Below are 21,852 nucleotides of genomic sequence, written 5' to 3' on the forward strand. Positions count from 1 at the left end.
TTCAGGGGCCATCAGGCCACGCTCTGGGTCTCGATCACGGTATTTTCGTTGCGATGATTGAAGATGGCGTGACGTCTGTCCACCCCGTCGATCACCATGTCCGCGGCCATCATCCCCATCTCCATGGCGGTGTCGGTGAAGATGTAGCGAAATGTCCCCTGACGGCCGGTCATGATGAGGTTGGCTATCGGCATCAACTCCTTGATGGCGGCGTTGCGGCGCGCCTGATAGCCGAGATCCATCAGCGGATAGGCGTACTCGCTTCGCGCCTCGAAGGTCTCGTCGCCAAGCTTGGCGGTATCGACGCCGAGGCTGGCGAGATCGGCGGTAACCCGAGCGCGCAGATCAGAGAGCGGCGCCTGCCAGGTGGCATCCCCCGGGTTGCAGGGGATCTCCAGCATCACAGATGTCTGGCCCTGAGGCGCCATAAAGGGGCTGCGCCGGCGCGGCTCCTGCAGGCGGGTGGCCAGAATATGGGGGTCCGAGAGGTACTGCCAGGTGTTGTCCGACAGGTTCTCTTGTTTAAGGGGCATATTGACGAAGCGCAAGGATCGGTAGTGGAGGGAGCACGGCAGGCCCAGATGCTGGCAGGTGAGCGGCAGCGGCAGGGTGGAGATCACCTGATCAAAGCGCTCGCTCTGCTCAACGTCATCTTGTGACCAATAAACCCGTTCGATGCGGCCATCAGCCTGCTCGAGACGGGTGATGGTGGCGCCGGTCTTGAGTGTGACGCCCTCTGCCACCAGCCGCTCCCCCAGGGTGGTGAAGATCTGGCCGAAACCATACTTTGGATAACGATATTTGCGGGCGTAGGTGCGCACCGAGAGGCTGCCGTTGCGTCTTGGCAGCAGGCGGCGCGCCACGTCTTTCAAATCGATCAGGCTGATGCGCTGGCCGGCCCAGTCGGCGGAGAGTTGGTCCGGGTTGATGCCCCAGAGCTTCGCCGTGTAGCCCTCGAAGAACTGGCGATAGAGGGTGCGGCCGAAGTGGCTCTGGATCCACTCGGCAAAGCTCGCCTTGGCGAAATCGTCCGGCTTCTTGGCAAAGGGCAACAGCAGCAGATCTTTCACCGCCCCGGCCATCAGGGCGAGCGGGGCTGTCCTCAGCAGGTTGGTGAGGTTCAAGGGGTAGTCATAGGTGCGCCCGCCGAAGCGGATGACGCTCTTGCGATCGGCGTGGAGCAGGTCATCCCCCATCAGTTCGTCGATAAAGGCGAGCAGCTCGGGGTTTTTGGTGATAAAGCGGTGACCGCCGTAGTCGAAGCGATAGTCACCATCGCGCCCCTGGAAGGTCTGAGTGGCGCACATGCCCCCCACCACGCTCTCCTGCTCGAACAGGGTGACCGCAAAACCGGCCTGGCGCAGGCGCCAGGCGGCCATCAGACCGGCGGGGCCGGCGCCCAGCACCGCAATGTGCTTCTTGTTGTTGTCGTTCATGAGTGTTCCGAAACGGCGTGATAGCTGGGGGAGCGCGCCTGTGCGCGGCTCCCGAACAGAGGGTGATCCCCGGGCTCAGCCCCTGGTCGGGGCGGTGCTCCCCTGGGGGCGATAGCTGCGATGCCAGAGGGTGACGAAGATGGCCAAGTAGCTGGCCCAGGTCAGCAACTGCAGGCCGGCCGGTGAGGCGTTGTAGCCAAACAGGGCGCGCAGGAAGGTGCCGAAGATCCCCTGATCGTCGAGGATGTGGCTGATGTTGAACACGGGCGTCGTCCAGAAGGTGATGACGTCCGCCGCCTGCAACATGTTGACGGCGGACGACAGCAGCCCTGCGGCGATGATGATGATGAGCAGCCCGGTCCAGCGGAAGAAGGGGGCCAGCGCCACCTTGCGGGTGGAGCGCAGCAGCCCCCACACCAGCACCACAGAAACCAGCAGCCCCGCCAGGGCACCGATGAGACCGGATTGCAGATCCACCCCTTGCCCGGAGTAGAGCAGGGCGGAGAAGAAGAGCACGGTCTCAAAGCCTTCGCGCATCACAGCAAGGAAGGCGAGCAGCACCAGGCCAAAGAGGTTGCCGCCGTCGATGGCCGCATCGATGCGCGCCGTCATGGCCCCCACCTGGGATTTGGCCTGCTTTTGCATCCAGATCGCCATATAGGTGAGCACCAGGGTGGCGAAGATCAGAATCCCCGCCATCAGCAAATGGTTGTAGCGTTCGCTCTCGAACTGACTCACCACCACCTGGAACAGGAAGGCGACCACAAGGGAGGCGACAAGGCCGAGGCCCACCCCCAGATAGATGAACTTGTTGTAGCGACTCGCCCCCAGCTTGGCGAGATAGGAGAGGCAGATGCCCACCAGCAGGAAGGCTTCCAGCCCCTCGCGCAGGGTAATGAGAAAACTTGCAAACATCAGGATTGAGGCTCCGTAGCGGGCGTGATGGGGAGGGGCTGCAGGGTCAGTTGCAGCCGATTAAGTTGTAGCCGAGCGAGCAGCACTATGGGTGGCTCCGGCAGGCTGGGCTCGGCGGCGCGCACCGCATCACTGACCCACTTGGGGTAGGTGCGGAAATTGAGTCTGATATCGGCCAGGAAGGGCCCCTTGGCATCCGCTGGCAGCGGCCAGGCTTCATCGCGCCAGCCATCGGCCGGGATGCGGGTGTCTTCCAGGAGCTTGGCGTAGCGCCAGAACTTGAGGCCGACCGGCTTGCCCTCGGCATCGCCGAATACTTTGCGAAACAGCCGCGCATCCTCGGGGACGGCGCCCTCCACCGGCTGGCCGCTTTGGAGCACCAGCTTGCCGGTGGCGTCGGTGAGGGTCAGCTCCAGCCAGAGTTCACGGAAATCGGCGACCCCGGTGGGCAGGGCATGGCCCGCGCCTGTGTTGGCGACCCGCACCACCAGTTGCTGCCCATCGGCAGCCTGTTCGATGCGGGCCGAAAGGGTAGCGCTGGATCGCAAGAGCGCCAGGCTCTCCTGCTCAAGGTCTGGATTTCGTAACCCCACCAGCTGGTGCTGGGCACCGGTAAAGTTGTGGCGATAGAGGCGTTCTTTCACTGTGCCGTTTTCGGTGGATTGGCCCGCCACCGGCGCGCCGCCATTGCCCGGCTCCGGGTTCATATGGCAGTCGATGCAGGTACGCCGTTTGGCGGGATCCTCCGCCTTGGCGAAGCTGGAGTTCTCCCACTCATCCCAGGTGTTGACGATATTGGCGCCGCTGCCCGGGGCAAACTCGTTGTGGCACGACTTGCACAGGGCCGCGTCCCGGTAGAAATCCTTCTGGTAGGAGGCCTTGTGCATGGCGGGACGGGCGTTGATCTGCCGCTCTGCCAGCCAGTGGCGGGCGCTGCCCCCCGGGGCATCCTCGAACACATAGCTCTCGCGGTCTTTGAGGTTCACCGTGAAGGCGCTGTTGCCGCCCGCATCCTCGAGCCTTGTGATGCGATGGCAGAGCACGCAGCCTGTCCCTTCCTCCACCACGGGCTCGCCTGCCTTGTGGGCGGCAATCAGGGAGGCCCCCCCCTGCTCGAACATGTGGGAGCCCTTGGGCAGCGCCGTCTGGCCGTTCAGCACCTGCTGGGGCATGTGGCAACCCTGACACCACTGGCCGAAGGCTTCCCCCTCGGTTTCGCGGGCCAACGCCTGCACCACCTTGTAGTAGGGGTGGGAGTTGCCCATCAGCCTGTGGTTGCTCTCGCTCCAGTCCTTGAACGCCGCCTGGTGGCAGTTCTGGCAGGAGGCGGAGTTGAGCCACTCCTTGGGGTGGGTGGTCGGCGCCTTGGCGGGCTGATTGTCAAGGTCAGGGCGCGGGGCATCGAGCCGCAGCCAGTTGGCGAGATAGGGGAGGTTGCCATCTGCGGTGACGAAGGCGTGCAGATCCTCCATCATGGACTTCACCTCGGGCTGAGGCTTGGCGGGATCCACAGTCTCGGCGCCATCGCGACCGTCGTGGCCCATGCCGCCCTGGGTCTGCTGGGTCATGCGCAGGTATTCGCCGACAAAATCCCCCGCCACCATGTTGGCGAGGTTGGCGTGGCCGTTGATGGCGTTGTCGCCGCTCTTCTGGCGATGGGCTGCCATCAGATGGCGGTTGGTGAAGTTGAACCCGTCTAGATGGCAGGAGTTGCAGCTCATCCAGTTGTCCCCGGCCATGGGGAAGCGTGCGTTGGCGTCGTTGTTGCCCAGCGTGTTTCCAAGATGGAACAGCCGCTCGCCGCGTTTGAGGGGCTCGGGGCGGGGATCCGTCTCCACCAGTCTGGCGAAGTGGGGCACATCGACGGTGACCCGGGCGAAGGGGCCGCTGCCGCCGGTATGGAGGCGGGTGAGATCCTGCCCCATGACGTTGTGCACCAGGATATGGTCGCCGTCTACAAGCAAGTCCCGTGGGTTCTGGCCCGGCAGGTGACGCAAGAGCTGGGTCGCCTTGGCCCCCCCCTGAAACTTCTTGCGTCTGTGGCGGTTGTTGTTGGATTTGCCGCTGCGGGACAAGTCAAACACCAGCAAGTCTTCGGAGCCCGCCAGGGTCAGATAGACCCGCTTGCCATCGGCGGCGAAGCGCGCGGCGAAGGGGTTGGAGACGATCTGGCTGCGGTTGCCGACGCTTGGCAGATTGATCTGCAAGAAGAGCTGCTTGCGCTCGTCTACCCGTTCTTGTTCCTCATCGAGATCTATGATGGAGACGGCCGGGAAGACGGTGCTCTGGAACTGGAAGGGGTGATCGAAGCTCCAGAGCACATGGGGCAGCCAGGCTTCGCTGCCATCGGGGGAGAGGGCTATGCCGTCCAGCAGGCGCGGCAATCCCTGGGAGTCGCTCGCTTTTCCAGTAGGGGGCGCGCTGTGGGTCTCGGCCAGGGTGATGAGGCGCGGCTTGGGCAGGGTGGCCCCCGTGATCCCGTCCGCGAGCTTGGCGAGATCATAGATGGCGAGCTGGCCCGTCATGGCGTGGGTCAGCAGCAGGCGATCGTCGTCGGTCAGGGCTAGTCCACGGGGGGTCTCGGCAACGGTCACATCCAGCAGGAGCTTGCCCGCGGTGTCGTAGGCTTGCAGGCGAGCTGATTCGAACAGCGTGACCCAGAACCACTGCCGCTTGGGATCGAAGATGACGCCATAGGGTCTATGGCCGGTGGGGATCGCCTTGTCCAGGTCGAGATCATCATCCAAGAGCAGAAGGCGATCGCCGCTGTAGTCGGTGACCAGCAGGGTGCCGTCATCGGCGCGGGCAAGCTGGCGCAGATCGCCCCCCAGCTGCACCTCCTTGAGTCGCTTGCCGCTGCCCCGCTCGAGCAGGGTGACGGAGCCGGCGCTCTGGTTGGCCACCAGCAGGCGAGGGGCGTCGCCCTCGTCATAGGGGATCATGGCCGTGCCCATCTCCTGGGCCGAGGCGGTCCCCAGCAGCAGGGCGGCGAACATCAGGGATAACAACCACTTCAACATAGGATCAGGTGCGCCATGTCAAGATGGTCCAGCGCCAGGCGTGGCGCAGCACCAGGGGCGTCAACGCGAGCGCGCTCAGCCAGTGGGCCCAGCTGGCGAGGTTGCCGAGGCTATCCCCCGGGGTGCCGTGCAGCACCAGCAACAGTCCGCTGGCCAGACATACCAGCAGCAAGGCTTCGATGATGCGCCCCGTGGTGCGCAGAAAAGGCTTGCGGCTCTTGTTCAGCAGGCGGCGATGGGAGAGCCAGAAGGCGCCAAAGAGCAAGGGAAACAGGGAGAGGGAGAGCATCACATGGAGAAACAGGTTCCAGCGCGCCAGGGACCAGACAGGGGTCAGGGGTTCCCACAGCAGCAGGCCGGAGAAGAACATCAGGTAGAGGGAGCCCTCGGCGGCCTGATGGTGATAGGCCAGCCATTGCCAGAGGTGTCGCGGTGAGAGGGAAAGGCTTGTCATGGGTGCTCCAGCACCCGGGCGGTTCGGCCCGGGGCGAGCAAGTTTACAATGGGGTAAGGGTAATGAAAAGAGTTATCAATTCGGCCACTGATGAATAGATCCTGAATAAAATCAGGGGCGAGTCACTTGTGATCCGCCAGCCGCTCCGTGATGGCGTAGATAAGCGCGGCGGTGGAGAAGGCGAGAAACACTATCACAGACCACTTCATCTCTATCTCGTTGCCGGTGCCGTCTTCCAGGAAGGCCTTGAGTACCTCGATGCCGGCTATGGTCACCAGGGAGTTGATGACGATGAGTTTGAGGGACGCAAAGTTGATCTTGCTGAGCCAGTTGTCCCCCAGGGCCGCACGCTGTTCCGGGGTCTTGATGAACTGCACATAGCCGCAGATGGCCACCAGGATCAGCATCTGGGCCACCAGCACGAAGTCCACCAGGGTGAGCACCCCTGTGATGAGATCCAGATAATCGATCTCGATGATGTCGCGGCACAGCACATAGAGCTGCATGGCAAATTTCACCATCAAGAGGGCGACGCACACCAGGATGCAGACATAGAAGGGGAACATCATCAGCCGGCTGCCGTTGAGCATGACGTTGAAGCGGCGCATGGGAAACTCCATCGAAAAGGAAGGCAGCCAGAGTATCTGGAAAGAGGGGGGCGGGAAAGCGCCTTGGCGCTCCCCGCCCGGCTCAGAGGGGGAAGGGGGGCAGATCTCGAAACAGCCGCTGCAACCCCTCGCCCCAGGCCTTGCGCAGGGCCTGGAAGTGGGGATTCTGCTCTGTGATGCGGTGCAGCTGTGCCGCCGAGAAGCTCCCCTCGTGATAGACCAGGGCATCCAGGGGCAGGCCCACCGAGAGGTTGCTGCGCAGGGTCGAGTCGATGGAGATGAGGGCGCACTGCAGGGCGGTCTGGAGCGGCGTCTCGTACTGGATGATGCGATCTATGATGGGCTTGCCGTACTTGCTCTCCCCTATCTGGAAGTAGGGGGTGTCCGGGCCCGCCTCGATGAAGTTGCCCTCCGGGTAGATGTGGAACAGGCGGTGGCGCTCCCCCCGGATCTGGCCCCCCAGCAGTATGTTGCAGCCGAAGTTGACATGCCCCTGTTGCTGGCCCCCATCCCGGCTGATGACGGTGCGTATGGTCTGGCCGATGAGGGCCGCGACCTCGTACAGGCTGGGAAGGGCAAGAAGCTCCTGCCCCTGTGCCAGCAGGCTGATGACACTCTGGGTGGTGGCCAGGTTGCCGGCGCTTTGCAGCACGAGCACCCTGTCCTCCCGGGTGAAGAGGTGCAGCTTGCGGAAGGTGGCGATGTGGTCCACCCCCGCATTGGTGCGCGAATCTGAGGCGAAGACGATGCCATCTTGCAGGCACATGGCGACGCAATAGGTCATGGCCGCGCTCCCGCCAGCGCTCCCGCCAGCACTTCCTGGGCCCTCATTGCTGCTGCCCATCCAGGCGGGTGACCCGCGCCTGGCTCTGCAACTGCTCGCAGCCGCCGCCGTAGCGCACCCCGCGCACCGGGCAGGCATCCAGGTAATCCATGCCGACCGCGAGCTTGAGGTGCTCGTTGGCGGAGCAGGTGAGGTTGGTGACATCGAAGGTGTGCCAGCGCGCCTCAATCCACACCTCGGCCCAGGCGTGCATCGCCACGTGGCTGCTGTCCTGGCTGTAGAGGTAACCGCTCACGTACCTGGCCGGCAGACCGGCGTGGCGGCAGCAGGCCAGGAAGACATGGGTGTGGTCCTGACAGACGCCGCTGCCCGAGGCGAGGGCCTCGTCGGCGCTGAAGGTGGCGTCCGTGCTGCCCGGCTGATAGGGCATGCGGGCCAGGATGCGCGCCATCAGGCCCTGCAGGTCGGCCTGGGTCGGCTCGGAGGGCAGGCACTCCTGCGCCAGGGCGCGCAGGGCCTCGCTTGGGCAGGTGAGGGTGGTGGGTCTCAGGTAGCTCAGGGGGGAGATGAGGGAGGACTCCTCATCCTCCGGGGCGTCGTCGCAGATCTCCACCTCGCCGTGGGCGCGGATGAGGATCCCTTCGTGAGGGGACTCCAGGCTCAGCACGTGCAGTATGTTGCCGTAACCGTCCGTGGTGCAGGTGGCCTCCCCCGGCAGCTCCAGCTGCCAGGAGAGGATCTGCTGGCGGGCCGTGCTGTGGGGGGTCAGGCGCAGGTACTGGGTGCTGCGGCGCACCACATCGGCATAGTGGTAGCGAGTCTGGTGATCGATGATGAGTCTCATAATACCTCCAGGTAGGCGGCGTGGATGCTCTGGCCGATGGCGCCGATGTCGCTGAGAAAATCCCTCAGGTACGCCTGCATGCCGAGGGCGAACACATCCTCGATGGCGCCATAGGTCAGATGGGCGTTGAGTATGGTGGTGAGGCGGCGCGGCGCCTGGCCGGCGTTGCCTTCGATCTGGGCCAGGATGTGCTCCATCTCGTCGAGGCAGGCCCGCAGGGAGCGCGGCACCTCGTTACGCAGGATCAGCAGCTCGGCGATGGAGGCGTGGGAGAGGGTCTTGTAGAGGGTCTGGTGTGCCTCGTAGGCACCCACCGAGCGCAGCAGGGCGTTCCAGCGGTAGAACTCGCGCACGCTGTCCTCGTCCTCCCGGATCACCTGATACTTGACGGTCAGGATGCGCGCCGTGTTGTCGGCCCGCTCGATGAAGGTGCCAAGGCGCAGGAACCAGAGCACGTCCCCCCGCATCATGGTGCCGTAGGTGGCGCCACGGAACTGGTGGGATCGCTCCTTGATCCAGTCGAAGAACTCCTGGGCCTGGCCGCTGGAAAGCCCCGCCTTGCGGCGCCTGCGGATCTCTATCCAGGCGGCATTGATGCTCTCCCACACCTCCCCCGGGATCTTGCCGCGCACCCCGTGGGCATTGTCCCTGGCCATGCGCAGGCAGCTGAAGATGCTGCTCGGGTTCTCCTCGTCGAAGCAGAAAAATTGCAGCAGGTTCTCCATGTTTACCTGGCCGTAGCGGGCGAGGAAAGGTTCGTGGGTGCCGCTGATGGTGAGAGGGGCCAGCAGCTCGCTGTGATCGGCGTCGATGGAGGGCATCAGCGACATGGTCTGGGTGACGTCCAGCATGCGCGCCGTGTTCTCCGCCCGCTCCAGGTGGCGGGACATCCAGTAGAGTTCGCTTGCGGTGCGGCTCAGCATGGGTTGCCCTCCATGACCCAGGTGTCCTTGGTGCCGCCGCCCTGGGAGGAGTTCACCACCAGGGAGCCCTCGGTGAGGGCGACCCGGGTCAGGCCGCCCGGCACCAGGCGCAGCTCCTGGCCGGTGAGGACGAAGGGACGCAGGTCGATGTGGCGGGGGGCTATGCCCGCCTCGACGAAGGTGGGGCAAGTAGACAGAGAGAGGGTGGGCTGGGCTATGTAGTTGTCCGGGCGCGCCTTGAGCAGCTCGCGAAAACGGGCCAGCTCCTCGCGGCTGGCGCAGGGGCCGATCAGCATGCCGTAGCCGCCGGCGCCATGGACCTCCTTGACCACCAGCTCCTCCAGATTGGCCAGCACATAGGCCAGGGCATCGGGTTCCCGGCACTGCCAGGTGGGGACGTTGTTGAGGATGGGCTCCTCCCCCAGGTAGAAGCGGATCATCTCGGGTACATAGGGGTAGATGGACTTGTCATCGGCCACCCCGGTGCCGATGGCATTGGCCAGCACCACGCCGCCGGCGCGATAGACAGAGAGCAGGCCCGGCACGCCTATGAGGGAGTCCGGGTTGAAGGCGAGAGGGTCCAGGTAGTCGTCGTCGATGCGGCGATAGATGACATCCACCCGCTTGAGCCCAGTGGTGGTGCGCATCAGCACCTGACCATCCTTGACCACCAGATCCGCGCTCTCCACCAGCTCCACCCCCATCTGCTGGGCGAGGAAGCTGTGCTCGAAGTAGGCGCTGTTGAAGCGGCCCGGGGTCATCACCACCACGCAGGGGTTGTCCACCGGGCTGCTCTCGCGCAGGGTCTGCAGCAACAGGGCCGGGTAGCGCTCCACCGGGGCGATGGGCTGGTTGTGAAACAGCTCCGGGAAGAGGCGCATCATCATCTTGCGGTTCTCCAGCATGTAGGAGACCCCGGAGGGGGTGCGCAGATTGTCCTCCAGCACGTAGTAGTCACCGTCGCTGTTGCGGATGATGTCCACCCCTGTGATGTGGACATAGGTGTTGCGGTGCAGGTCGACTCCCTGCATGCAGGGCTGGTACTGGGCATTGGTGAGGATCTGGGCGGCCGGGATCACCCCCGCCTTCAGGATGCGCTGATCGTGATAGATGTCGTGCAGGAAGGCGTTGAGGGCGGTGACGCGCTGGCGGATCCCCTTGTCCAGATGCTGCCACTCCTGAGCGGGGATGATGCGGGGAATGCTGTCGAACGGGATGAGACGCTCGGCGCCATCGCCATCCCCATAGACGTTGAAGGTGATGCCGACCCGGTGAAACAGCAGATCGGCCTCCTCACGCTTGCGTTCTATGCTCTTCTCGTCGGTTTGGTGCAGCCACGAGAGGTAGGCGTGGTAGTGATCGCGAAACTGGTTGTTGGCGAGCAACATCTCGTCGTAGCAACCGGGTCCGGGCGGCTTGATGGGTAGCATAGGCAACTCCTTGTGACGTCCCTGAGGTCAGGAATTGCAAGGGCTGTGCCAGTCAATCGAGTCGCTATGAAGGCCGGTGTCAGTAATTTTTTATTGAAAAATCATATGGATGACTCTTATGTCATCAAGGGTCAAGGCAGGGCGCACCAGACTGGTACCCCAGAGAGGGTAGTCCTGCGTCATCTTGTGGCAGCGCCCCAGACGCGATGAGCAGAGGCGGACAGGGAGGGGAGGCCGCGCTGCTTCGCCTTGCCCCGCGCTGGGGCAGGGGAAACGAAAAAGCCCAGTCCTGAGACTGGGCTTTAGAAGATGGCTCCCTCGACAGGACTTGAACCTGTGACATACGGATTAACAGTCCGCCGTTCTACCGACTGAACTACGAGGGAATTGGCTCCTCCTACTGGACTTGAACCAGTGACATACGGATTAACAGTCCGCCGTTCTACCGACTGAACTAAGGAGGAATTGCTTGTCTCGTCGAGACGGAGCGGATATTAAAGAGCCGGGGCGCGGGTGTCAAGCCGCCCTCCGGCTGGAAATATCACTTTTGGTACCGTTTGCCGAAAAGTTGGTCGCTGTGGGGCATTTTCAGCACAATCAACACCTTGACCGTCATTACTGCCCAACTATCAATTACCTGGAGAGGCGGGCACAGGGCCCGCCTGCAATCAGGCGATGATGATGAAGCCAACAAACGCAATGGCGGCAGTCAGCAGGGCATAGGGCAGCTGGGTCACCGCATGGCTCACCAGATCGCAGCCCGAGCCCTGGGCGGCCAGCACGGTGGAGTCGCTGTAGAAGCAGGCCTGGCTGCCAAACGAGGAGGCGGAGAGCAGGGCCCCTATCACCAGCGGGATGTCGGCGCCGACCGAGTGGGCCAGGGGCATGACGATGGGAATGGTGACCGCGAAAATCCCCCAGGAGGAGCCGGTGGCAAACGCCAGCACCGCCATGGAGACGAACACCACGGCGGGCAGCAGCTGGGGCGTCATGTAGGGGGTCAGGCTGTTGATCACGTATTGGGGCAGCTGCAACTGGTCGCACACATCCTTGAACACGAAGGCGGCGATGACGGTGCCGATGGCGGGCAGCATGGTTTTGAAGCCGTCTATCATCTGCTCCATCATCTCCGCCAGGGGCATCAGGCGCTGGGCCAGGTAGTAGGGGATGGTCAGCAGCAGGGTAACCAGCAAGCCCTTCCAGATATCGATGTCGAAGTAGACGGTGAAGCCGACCAGCATGGCCATGGGCACCAGGAAGTTGTGCAGCTTGCCGCCGCGATCGGCCTGGGCAAACTCCTCCTCGATGGACTTGACCGCGTAGCTGTCCGGGGTCAGCTCGGCGTCCTGGGCCAGCTCGCCGTCGCTCACCCGCATGGCGCCGACGCTGCCGTGCCGGGCCAGCTCGCCGTCGCTCACCCGCATGGCGCCGACGCTGCCGTGCCGGGCCCGCAGCTCGGCCCGCTTCATGGGGCCGATGGCCGGCACCACCCCCAGGATCACCAGCAGCACCATGAGCACCGCCAGCCAGGCGTAGAGCATGTAGGGGATGGCCTGGAAGTAGACGCTGATCCCTTGGCCGGTGGCGGCCACGCCGTTGTTCTCCAGCAGGCCGCCGAAGAAGACGGCCCAGGTGGAGAGGGGCACCAGCACGCAGACCGGGGCGGCGGTGGAGTCCACCACATAGGCCAGCATCTCCCGGGAGACCTTGAAGCGATCCGTGACCCGCTTCATGGTCTCCCCCACGGTCAGGGCGTTGAGGTAGTCATCGATGAAGATGACCAGCCCCAGCACGAAGGTCATGAACAGGGAGGAGCGGGGCCCCTTGGCCAGTCTGAGGGCCTGCTGGCCGAATGCCATGGCGCCGCCGGTGCGCACCAGCAGGGCGATGAGGGAGCCAAAACTGCCGCACACCAGGATCAGCCAGCCGATGGTCTCATCCTGCATGGTGCGCAGGGAGACCTCGGCGAAGGTATTGAGGGCATCGAACGGGTTGGCGCTGAGCAGCAGCAGGCCCGAGACGGTGCCGATGATGAGGGAGAGAATGGGGCGGCGCAACCAGATGGCCAGCGCCAGCACCACCAGGGGGGGAATGAGACTCAGGGCTGTCGGTTCGGACATGCGCATAGGGTCCTTGTATCTGGACCGGCCTTGGCCGGCATGGAAAAGAGAGTGCCCGGCAAGGGATGTCGGGCGGCAACACTGCTTCTTGTCGGGATGACGAGGGGGAGGGACCACCTGCACCGTCACCGGCCAAAACATCGGCGCAGAAACTAAGACGCATCCCGGACCGAGTCAACCCAAAATTCCGGGCAAAGCGGCAAAAGTCGTCAATATGGCGGCGAACGGTGCAAATTCGCGGCAGGAGAGGCGTTTCATTGATCCCGGCCATCGAAATCGGGCCGGCTATCGGTTAAGGTTGCACAGGATACCATCGCCGCGTCGACACCGTTGCCGGCCCTTGACGATGATCGGGCGCCGACCCCGTCGGCCTTTGTCTCTCTGTTCTGGTATGACGATACTCATGCACACTCAACAAGCACCACTTCCCGTGAGGCTCGCCGTGGCCTTGCGCCAATCCTGCCTGGATGAACCCTACACCTTGACCCGACTGGGTCGCGATCTGGTGGCGGGGATCACGGTTGGCATCATCGCCATCCCGCTGGCCATGGCCCTGGCCATCGCCAGTGGCGTGCCGCCCCAGCACGGCCTCTACACCGCCATCATCGCCGGTGTCGTCATCGCCGTGACCGGTGGCTCCCGCTACTCCGTCTCCGGCCCCACCGCCGCCTTCGTGGTGATCCTCTACCCGGTCTCCCAGCAGTTCGGGGTGGGGGGGCTGCTGGTGGCGACCCTCATCTCGGGCTGCTTCCTGGTGGCCATGGGCATGGCGCGGCTCGGTCGCCTCATCGAGTACATCCCCCCCTCGGTGACCCTGGGTTTTACCGGCGGCATCGCCATCGTGATCGCCACCCTGCAGATCAAGGATTTCTTCGGCCTGCGGGTGCCCGAGATGCCCGAGACCTATCTGGGCAAGGTAGAGGCCCTGGCCCAGGCCCTGCCGAGCTGGCAGTGGGGTGACACCCTGGTGGGGGTAGCGACCCTGGCGGTGCTGCTGCTCTGGCCCAGGCTCAAGCTGCCGGTGCCGGGCCATCTGCCCGCCGTGCTGGTGGGGGCAGGGCTTGGCATCGCCCTGCACGGGGCCGGGGTCGAGGTGGCCACCATCGGCAGCCAGTTCCACTATCTGTTGCCGGACGGCAGCCAGGGGGCGGGCATTCCCCCCATCGCCCCCAGCCTGCTGCTGCCCTGGTCCCTGCCCGGACCCGATGGCCAGCCGGTGAACTGGGATCTGGCCACCATAGAGCGGCTGTTGCCCGCGGCCTTCTCCATGGCGATGCTGGGGGCCATCGAATCCCTGCTCTGCGCCGTGGTGCTGGACGGCATGACGGGCCGCAAGCACAGCTCCAATGCCGAGCTGGTGGGGCAGGGGCTGGGCAACATAGTGGCCCCCTTCTTCGGCGGCATCACGGCCACCGCCGCCATCGCCCGCTCCGCCGCCAACGTGCGGGCCGGGGCCAGCTCCCCCATCTCTGCCATCATCCATGCCCTGGTGGTGCTGGCCGCCGTGATGGTACTGGCCCCCTGGCTCTCCTGGCTGCCCCTCTCCGCCATGGCGGCCCTGCTGCTGCTGGTGGCCTGGAACATGAGCGAGGCGCACAAGGTGGTGGAGCTCATCCGCCGTGCCCCCGGCTCCGACGTGCTGGTGCTGCTGGTCTGCCTGTCGCTGACCGTCATCTTCGACATGGTGATCGCCATCACCTTCGGGGTGATCCTGGCCTCCCTGCTGTTCATGCGCGAGATAGCCAGGATGACCCGGTTGCAGGATCTGGGGCAGCACAAGCGCCATCAGCATCAGGTACCCGAGCAGGGCCTGCTCTATCGCGTCAATGGCCCCCTCTTCTTCGCCGCCGCCGAACGGGTCTTTGGCGAGCTGGCCGAGCAGGTGCAGGGCCACCGTCTGCTGGTGTTGCAGCTGGACGCCGTCTCCATCCTGGATGCGGGGGGGCTCTCTGCCTTCCTCCACTTCGAGCAGCAGATGGCCAAGGCGGGTGTGTGTTTGCGCATCGCCGAACTGCAATTTCAGCCCCTCAAGACCCTGGCCCGCGCCAAAGTGGCGCCCGTGGCGGGCAAGCTGGAGTTTTACGGCTCCCTTGAGGAGGCATTGACGGGAGAGCATGCCCCGGGATAAACGGGAGAGACGGGGCTTGATGGGGGGCGTTGCCAAGATTTTCGCCAATTGGCGCAGAACTTGAGCAAACGGCAAGAAAAGCAATAAATTGCGTTGACCGACCCAGGTTCATCCCTTACATTACGCCCCGTTGTCGCGACATTGGTCGCCAACAATTGTGATGCTCAAACACATTAAATAATGAGCAGAAATTTGGTGAGGCGACCCAGTGGCTGCCCACCGACGAAGTCGGAATAGAAGCACGCAACGCGTGCTCCGAAAGCCACTTCAGAGAAGTAAAAAATTTGGTGAGGTGTCCGAGTGGCTGAAGGAGCACGCCTGGAAAGTGTGTATACGGCAACGTATCGAGGGTTCGAATCCCTCCCTCACCGCCAAATAAAGTAAAAGGGCCTGTCGTAAGACAGGCCCTTTTACTTTATCCGGTGATGGGCGGCTCGATTTGAATTCTGGTTCGACCAGGGGGCAGGATAGCCCGCTTGGACCGCCGTAGGCTGCCCGCAGGGCGAGCGCCAGGGATGGCGCGAGTCAATCCCGACCCACCGCCAAATTGAAAGAAACCGACCTTTGGGTCGGTTTTTTGCATTGGGGGGCTGCCATAGCATCCTGATGATGAGGGGGGGAGTCTCCTCGGCTGGGTGCGAGCGAAACGGCTTGCCGTGCTGAACGATCAACGGCCGTTCCCGCAGGGGGACGCAGCGGTGGATCCTGCTCCCCATCGACAAGTGGAAAGCCCGACCTCATGGTCGGGCTATTTGCGTTGGGTTTTTCCCGGGGGCTGGGATGGCGAAGCTTCTCCGCCGGAGGTGAACCAGGCTCCTTGCGGTCATTAGGGCAAGAGACGCCCACGACGGGGTGAGGCATCATGACTCCCTTTATCCCTGCTGTGCCGATCCATCAGAAGATCACTCCGATCAGTCTGTCGAGCAGTGCCTCGAAGGAGAACAGGGTGAGCAGCAGCGGCAGGAAGGGCACCACAGTCGCGAACACCAGCTGCAAAAACATGTCCCGGTTAAATGGCATGGGCCTGATCTCCTTGATGACGGCAAACGCGGTCCCCAGGTCGGCGAGGGACTGGATATCGGCGGCGCCGAGCAGGGATTCCCCGTCTCTGTCCGCCGTGCGCAGCCAGCGGCGCTCGAAGCGGCGGCTGTATTCTGCGGCAAGGGCGCCATATTCCCGCATCCCCAGACGCTTGGCCGCCAGAATATGAGGGGCGAAGACCGTCAGAGGCGCCAGTACGAGCAGCAGGCCGAAGCTGGTCAGCAGGATGATCTCCGGCTTGTAGGCGGTCAGCACGGCGGCATCATAGAAGATCCGGTTGGCGATAAAGCCGGCCAGCTGGGCACCCAATGCGGTCAGTAGCGGTGAGTAGGCGTAGGCCGAGCCTCCGAGAAAGCCAAGGCCGCAGTTGCGATCGGGATGGGTCGGCATGAGGGCGAGGGGGATCCGGGAGACCTGCCAGAGGAAGCGGGTCCAGATCAGGAGCCGGTAGAGCCAGCGCAGCAGCAGGAACTGGATGATGGGATTGCTCACCCAGAAGAACCAGAAGCCGGGCAGGGTCAGGGTCGCCCGGTCCTCCTGGAGGAGGGCGTACCAGGTTGACGACTCCAGGGTGAAGGTGCTGGTCCGGATGAAATAGCCCATAGATAAGACAAACAGGATGAGCCCGACCTCCGCAGGGATCGAGTTTCGCCAGCTCATGGCGCTGCGGATGGCGTCATGAAAACGCGGCAAGGAGAGCGGCGAGATCAGCCCTCGCTCGATAAACTGGCTGACGATCCCCCGGATGCGTTGATGGACGACAAGCTCGGCGAACACCAGCAAAGAGACGCAGATGAGAAAGCGGACATGGGTCTCTACGTCCAGCAGAAAAGGCACGGCCACCCCTTGCAGCAGGCTGCCTTCCCAGCTGCACAGCAGCAGCAGGGGCAGCCAGCAGATCCCGCAGAGGATGAGGATCCGCCGCCTGATGTGTGCCTCGATATCGCCAAGGTGGGCCCGGCTCCACAGCTGATAGAGGGGGCCTCCCAGGATCAGGGTGAAATTATTCGCGTCGGACAGGGAAGTCGTGAGGGCGTCGGGCGGAGTGACAGGCCTGTGATGGGACATGATGGAACCACCTTGGTGTGCGATGAATGTGCCATCCAGCTGGAACGGACTCGCCTTGCCACCCGGGTGGGACTGGATTGGGGGACGTTTGCCATGGGAACACCTTGGCGGAGCCTCTTCTCTCCGCGCATTTGCTGGCTGAAAAGTCCGTCAATAAAGGCGTTTGTTTATAGCGGCGAATGGTTGCGGTGGCAGTAGGTGCAATCACAGCGGCCTTGAGCAAGCCCCGTGCTTATAGGTATAGCGTCTGCCATGGAGAGACGATGTGATCCGCCCGCGACAATTTTCCCTTGGCGTCTCTCGCCTTGCCAGGGATGGCCGGCATGAGCGCCGATATCGGTTTGGGGGTCATTACCGTTCAGACCCAAGACTCAAGCCAGCGCCATGTCAGATCTGCGCCAAGATCACCCCCTGGGCCAGAATGGCCTGGCGCAAGATGGACGGGAAACACTGTGGTCGGCTCCTCTGGCGACGGTGATGGCTGTGCTCCGATCGAAGCCTTATCTCTTCGGTTCCTGCTCTTTTGCCTGCATGGCGACCGCAGGGCGAGGTGGTGGACCTTGTCTGAGCATGCTCATTGATTGGACGTATGGTTGGTGGGGATCCCAGGCCCCCTTCTGGGGCGCTAGGTCATGGGGATAGTGTGCCGAGCTGCACAGCTTGCCGCGGCCCCTGTACCGGCCCGCGGGGAATATGTCACACTGACGCCCCTTGTTGTCAGGGTCAGTCCCATGTCTCGTCTCCTCCATGCTGTCGCCCCGGCGGACAAGTGTCTGCCCGAGCCCGCCCATTTCACCCGCATCGAACGGGTGTTGAACCATATCCATCAGCACCTGGATGCGCCGCTCTCGGTCAGCGAGCTGGCCGAGCTGAGCTGCTGGTCGCGCTGGCAGTTGCAGCGGGTGTTTCACAACGAGACCGGGCTGACGGTGGCGGCCTATGTGCGCGAGCTCAAGCTGAGCCAGGCCGCCGCCGCCCTGCTCGATGGCCGTGAGCGGGTGCTGGATCTGGCCTTGCGCCACGGTTATGACGCCGAGGCGAGTTTTAGCCGCGCCTTCAAGCAGCAGTTTGGCTGCTCGCCCCTGGCCTATCGCAAGCGGGGCCAGCGGATCGGGCTGCGTCTGCCCATTCAGCAGATCGCGGCAAGGCCGGGGGAGGGGCGCTGGCTGCAGGTGCGGGTCGAGAGCCTGCCGGGCGTTACCCTGTACGGGGTGAGGGGGGAAATACGGGGGCTGTTTGCCAGCGAGCCCGACTTTCAGCAGACGGTTCCGGCCATCTGGCGAGCCTTGCACGCCGCAGCCCATCTACCGCCTTGCAGCGAACGGTTGGGGGTGGTGGATGTCACTGAGACCAATGATGAGCAGCAGCTGCCTTATTGGGCGGGCCTCCTCGTGGAGGAGGGGGTCGCGCCGCCAGCCGGTTTGACCCCCCTGTTCATCCCGCCGCAGGAGTATGCGGTGCTTACCCATGTGGGACCCATTCATCGGCTGGCGCAGACACTCAACGGCTTCATCCAGCACTGGTTGCCGGACTCCGGGTATCGGGGGCTCGATGGCTATGAGCTGGAACGCTATGGTGCCGGCTTCAATGGTCAGCAGGCCGATGCCCGCATGGAGTACTGGCTGCCCATCGCCCCTTGCCAGGCACCTGCCGAGCGGGGTGTCCCTATGTCGACGGGACGAAGTGCTGACTGAACTCCGCCGGTGGCAGGGGCTTGGCGTAGAAGAAGCCTTGCTGATAGTCGATGTTGTAGTTGTGCACCATCTCGACCTGAGCCTGGGTTTCTACCCCCTCGGCCACCAGGGCCACCCCCAATCTGCGGGCAAGATCCAGAATGTTCTCGACGATCTGGCGGGAAGGGCCCTCCTCCTGGATGCCCATGATGAAGCTGCGATCGATCTTGATGATATCCACATGGAACATTTTTAGATAGGCGAGGCTGGAGTGACCCGTACCGAAGTCATCGATGGCCACCAGGACTCCCATGGTATCCAGGGCCTCGAAGATGGCCAGGGTCTGTTCGTCGTCATCCAGCATCTCCCGTTCGGTCAGCTCGAGTACCAGCTTGATATCCTGGCCCGCCAGGGCATCCAGGAAGGCTTGGCACTCGGCGACTATCTCCGGGCTCTTGAAGTGCTGGGCGCAGATGTTGATGGCCACATGAAAGCCGGCCGGCAGGCGATCCGCCACCGTGAGCAGGTAGTCCCGGGTCTGTGCCATCAGCTGACGGGTCATGGGGACTATGTAGCCACTCTCCTCGGCCAGGGGGATGAAGTGGCCGGGGAAGATCATGCCCTGCTCGGGGTGGACCCAGCGCATCAGCACCTCGCACCCGCAGAGCTGGCCATCGCGGTTCATCACGGGTTGCAGATAAGGGATGAACTCCTGTGCAGCCAAGGCCCGCGCCAGTTCACGGCGTGGTGATCCCCCGCGACCGCTGAGATGGAAGGTGAACAACCCCAGCAGCAGGGCCAGTACGGGGGCGGCCAGCAGGGTGTCACGGTTGTAATCCCAGGCGAACGCCAGGATCTGCTGATAACCATTGAGGGCGACCAGCCGATAGGGGTGATCATCGGGCGGGCTCGAGATGAGGTTGCCCTTGCCTGCGAGCAGGGGGGCGGCTTTCTGGGCCCGGCCATGACCATCCAGGGCCCGATCCCCCAGGATGAAGAAGAGGTTGTCCTCCCCCTTGACGGCCTGCAGGGCGCCGAAGATGTGAAAGCCATCCAGCTCGGCGAGCAGGGTGCGCTTGCCGAGCCGCTGGCGATAGAGGATGGCGGTCTGCCCCGTGATGGGGCTGTGGCTGGCCAGGATCAGATCCTGATCACCAAAGAGATAATCGGGCATGTTCTGAGACGAAATGGGCCTGTGCAGCGTGGTACAGAGCAGCCGGTTGCCCTCCAGCACGTAGAGCGCCCTGGCATAGGGGGAGGCGGTGATGAGATCCCGCAGCGCCAGCTTGTTCTGCTCACAGGCTTGCGCGGCCAGGGGGCGAGCCGCATCGACCAGCGTCAGGCTGTCGTTGATGGCCCCCTCAATCATGGCTTGGGCGTGATGCAGGCTGCGTTTGTTGTCCTTGTGCAGACCCGTGGCCGCTTGCATGGCATTGAGCAGGACCAGCCCGGTCAGCAGGCCGAAGCCGAGCAGGCTGGCCAGGCGAAGTCGCTGTGAAAGGGTTTCAGTTGGCATGCAATACCCGATTCTTGCCGGTGTGTTTGGCCTGATAGAGTGCCTGATCGACCCGCTCGATCAGCTGCTCTGCCGACTCTTGCCGCCATGGCCCCAGCCCGGCGGAGAAGGTCACCACCAGGTCCGATTCACGCCACTGGCGCGCCCCTACCCGCAGGCGCCAGCCATCCAGCAGGGCCATGGCCTCCTTGGTATCATCCCCCGGGATCAGGATGGCCAGCTCCTCGCCGCCGTAGCGATAGAGGCGGGCCCGCTCGCCGGCGGCGTTGAGGCCTTCCTGCGCAACGGCCTGGAGGACAGTGTCCCCCATCACATGACCCAGTCTGTCGTTGATGGACTTGAAGTTGTCGAGATCGACCATGCCAAGGAAGAAGGGGCGCCCATCGGCCAGGTTCATGGCCAGATCCTGATCGAAGCTGCGCCGATTGAACAGGCCGGTGAGGGCATCCGTGGTGGAGGCGGTGACGGCCTCCTGCATCTGGCGGTGACCACTGTCTATCTCCTGACGCAGCAGGTTGCCGGGTTTGCTCAGGTCGATGCGTCCCACTCGCAGCGTCGCAACGATCTCGACGATCATCCGGTTGAGGGCGTGGCGCAGCGAGCCCCAGCACAGCAGACAGATCAGCAGACAGCCGGCCATGGCGACCAGCAACTGCCGGGATTCACTGTGGCTGGCCTGCTTGAACTCGTCGTCGCTGACGGTGTAGATGACAAACCAGTCTGGATTGGAGAAGGAGTAGTAGTAGACGTGGGCCTGGCGCTCGGCGTCGAAGAGATGACCTGCACCATTGGTCATCTGCTTGACGAGAGATGGCTCCACATGGCGCCTGAACAGATTGCCCACGTCCGAATGCAGCAAGGTGTCGCCCGCCCGATCGACCAGATGGAACTCTCCCCTGACGGGGCTCTTCAGCTGACGCAGGGGATAGCTCAGGTGCTCGAGATTGAGATCCATGGCCAGGGTGCCGAGGGGAAAGCCCTCCCGATCGAGGATGGGCTGGGAGATGGAGACGGTATGGTGGTCGCTGAAGAGGCTGGGATAGTGCGCCGTGTAACTGACGAACAGATTGCGGGAGGCGGACGGCTTGAACCAGGGGCTCTGCCTGGCATCGAGTTCAGCTCCGGCCGGCAGATGGGGCACAGAGTTGAAATGACCCTGGAGATCGGCGGCCGCTATGCTCACCACGTTCGGGGTGAGGGACAAGGTCTGCATCAGCTCCAGACGCAGGGGAGAGTGAGGGTCGGTCAGGAAGGCCTGCAGATTCTGCTCATTCACAAAGTGACCCGTCTCGCTGAGGGCATGTTCCAGTGGCTTGAATTGCTGCTCGATAAACTGGGTCGCCATGTTGTGAACGAACATGGCAGCCACCTGGTGATACTTCTTCTCGGCGGAGTTCTGGATGCTGTAGCTGACGCCCAGCAGGGCGATGAGCAGGGTCAGCACGATCACGCCGAAGGTGATATTGAGCTGGGTGTTGCAGTGCAGGTCTTTGCTGATGATGTTGTTCATGAGTGCGGTCTGGTGGCCTTGTGTTGTCTCGGGTCGGGCTGATACAGGGGAGGCGCATACTATAGTCATCTTTATCAATAGTGCTTGACCCGGATCAAGCCGCCGGAAGAAAGGACTTTTCTCCTGATAGTATTTCCTTGCTGAAAAACGGCTTTCATCAACGTTAACTTCTGAATATAAAGACTTTTTAAGTCAATAAACCTTAATGCGTAGAGATAAACACTGTGGTCGGTGTGTCTGACGGGGCCTGCCATTGATCACTGGGGGCTGACTAGTGCCATGTGAGAGATGGTGGGGCCGCCAGGTGGAATTCGGATGAGGCCCTGCCGGCTCACGCCTCGCCTCCTTCCTTCGCCTCTTTTCCGTCAACATGCCCCAAAAT

Annotated in this window: 15 protein-coding genes and 3 tRNA genes; 3 read left to right on the plus strand and 15 right to left on the minus strand. The window is 63.2% G+C overall.

The window, feature by feature from the left end:
• Positions 1-11: 11 nt before the first annotated feature.
• From ACW5W4_RS03760 to ACW5W4_RS03815, 12 genes are all read right to left on the minus strand, one after another.
• On the minus strand, positions 12-1,436 hold the full coding sequence (locus ACW5W4_RS03760) for an NAD(P)/FAD-dependent oxidoreductase (protein WP_456688467.1): 1,425 nt from the start codon (positions 1,434-1,436) through the stop codon (positions 12-14).
• A 75-nt stretch (positions 1,437-1,511) separates the two neighbouring features.
• Complete coding sequence (locus ACW5W4_RS03765; RefSeq protein ID WP_456688468.1) at positions 1,512-2,351, minus strand: FTR1 family iron permease; 840 nt, start codon at positions 2,349-2,351, stop codon at positions 1,512-1,514.
• Positions 2,351-5,371, minus strand: a complete 3,021-nt coding sequence (locus ACW5W4_RS03770) for a YncE family protein (protein ID WP_456688469.1) — start codon at positions 5,369-5,371, stop codon at positions 2,351-2,353. The genes ACW5W4_RS03765 and ACW5W4_RS03770 overlap by 1 nt, the downstream gene beginning before the upstream one ends.
• Positions 5,372-5,375: 4 nt before the next feature.
• On the minus strand, positions 5,376-5,825 hold the full coding sequence (locus tag ACW5W4_RS03775) for a hypothetical protein (RefSeq protein WP_456688470.1): 450 nt from the start codon (positions 5,823-5,825) through the stop codon (positions 5,376-5,378).
• 122 nt (positions 5,826-5,947) lie between these two features.
• Positions 5,948-6,433, minus strand: coding sequence for a YqhA family protein (locus ACW5W4_RS03780; protein ID WP_392415854.1), 486 nt, complete (start codon positions 6,431-6,433; stop codon positions 5,948-5,950).
• Between the two features lie 82 nt (positions 6,434-6,515).
• The gene (locus ACW5W4_RS03785) at positions 6,516-7,217 is read right to left on the minus strand and encodes a peptidase (protein ID WP_456688471.1); all 702 of its coding nucleotides are present in this window, start codon (positions 7,215-7,217) and stop codon (positions 6,516-6,518) included.
• A 43-nt stretch (positions 7,218-7,260) separates the two neighbouring features.
• Positions 7,261-8,061: a transglutaminase family protein gene (locus ACW5W4_RS03790; protein ID WP_456688472.1), complete on the minus strand. Its 801-nt coding sequence runs from the start codon at positions 8,059-8,061 to the stop codon at positions 7,261-7,263.
• A complete protein-coding gene (locus tag ACW5W4_RS03795) occupies positions 8,058-8,984 on the minus strand; it encodes an alpha-E domain-containing protein (RefSeq protein ID WP_106887085.1) in 927 nt (308 codons plus the stop codon). Before ACW5W4_RS03795 ends, ACW5W4_RS03790 begins: the two co-directional genes overlap by 4 nt.
• The gene (locus ACW5W4_RS03800) at positions 8,978-10,414 is read right to left on the minus strand and encodes a circularly permuted type 2 ATP-grasp protein (protein WP_456688473.1); all 1,437 of its coding nucleotides are present in this window, start codon (positions 10,412-10,414) and stop codon (positions 8,978-8,980) included. Before ACW5W4_RS03800 ends, ACW5W4_RS03795 begins: the two co-directional genes overlap by 7 nt.
• Positions 10,415-10,724: 310 nt before the next feature.
• A tRNA-Asn gene (locus ACW5W4_RS03805) sits at positions 10,725-10,800 on the minus strand.
• A gap of 2 nt (positions 10,801-10,802) precedes the next feature.
• Positions 10,803-10,878: transfer RNA gene (locus ACW5W4_RS03810), tRNA-Asn, on the minus strand.
• Between the two features lie 204 nt (positions 10,879-11,082).
• A complete protein-coding gene (locus ACW5W4_RS03815; RefSeq protein ID WP_456688474.1) occupies positions 11,083-12,534 on the minus strand; it encodes a Na+/H+ antiporter NhaC family protein in 1,452 nt (483 codons plus the stop codon).
• Between the two features lie 403 nt (positions 12,535-12,937).
• Here ACW5W4_RS03815 and dauA point away from each other — a divergent pair, with 403 nt between their 5' ends.
• Together dauA and ACW5W4_RS03825 are read left to right on the plus strand one after the other, a co-directional pair.
• Positions 12,938-14,662 carry a C4-dicarboxylic acid transporter DauA gene (gene dauA / locus ACW5W4_RS03820; protein WP_456688475.1) on the plus strand — a complete coding sequence of 575 codons (1,725 nt, stop codon included), beginning with the start codon at positions 12,938-12,940 and terminating at the stop codon, positions 14,660-14,662.
• A 286-nt stretch (positions 14,663-14,948) separates the two neighbouring features.
• Positions 14,949-15,036, plus strand: a tRNA-Ser gene (locus tag ACW5W4_RS03825).
• Between the two features lie 520 nt (positions 15,037-15,556).
• Here the strand turns inward: ACW5W4_RS03825 and ACW5W4_RS03830 are convergent.
• A complete protein-coding gene (locus ACW5W4_RS03830; protein WP_427262764.1) occupies positions 15,557-16,771 on the minus strand; it encodes a hypothetical protein in 1,215 nt (404 codons plus the stop codon).
• A gap of 731 nt (positions 16,772-17,502) precedes the next feature.
• Here ACW5W4_RS03830 and ACW5W4_RS03835 point away from each other — a divergent pair.
• Positions 17,503-18,465: an AraC family transcriptional regulator gene (locus ACW5W4_RS03835; protein ID WP_456688476.1), complete on the plus strand. Its 963-nt coding sequence runs from the start codon at positions 17,503-17,505 to the stop codon at positions 18,463-18,465.
• Here ACW5W4_RS03835 and ACW5W4_RS03840 read toward each other — a convergent pair.
• Both ACW5W4_RS03840 and ACW5W4_RS03845 read right to left on the minus strand, forming a co-directional pair.
• Positions 18,437-19,960 (minus strand): EAL domain-containing protein, encoded by a 1,524-nt coding sequence (locus ACW5W4_RS03840; RefSeq protein WP_427262762.1) that lies wholly within the window; start codon positions 19,958-19,960, stop codon positions 18,437-18,439. The two genes, ACW5W4_RS03835 and ACW5W4_RS03840, sit on opposite strands and share 29 nt — an antisense overlap.
• Positions 19,950-21,470, minus strand: a complete 1,521-nt coding sequence (locus tag ACW5W4_RS03845) for a sensor domain-containing diguanylate cyclase (RefSeq protein ID WP_456688477.1) — start codon at positions 21,468-21,470, stop codon at positions 19,950-19,952. The genes ACW5W4_RS03840 and ACW5W4_RS03845 overlap by 11 nt, the downstream gene beginning before the upstream one ends.
• Between the last annotated feature and the right edge of the window lie 382 nt (positions 21,471-21,852).

The sequence above is a fragment of the Aeromonas crassostreae genome (genome assembly GCF_054052445.1).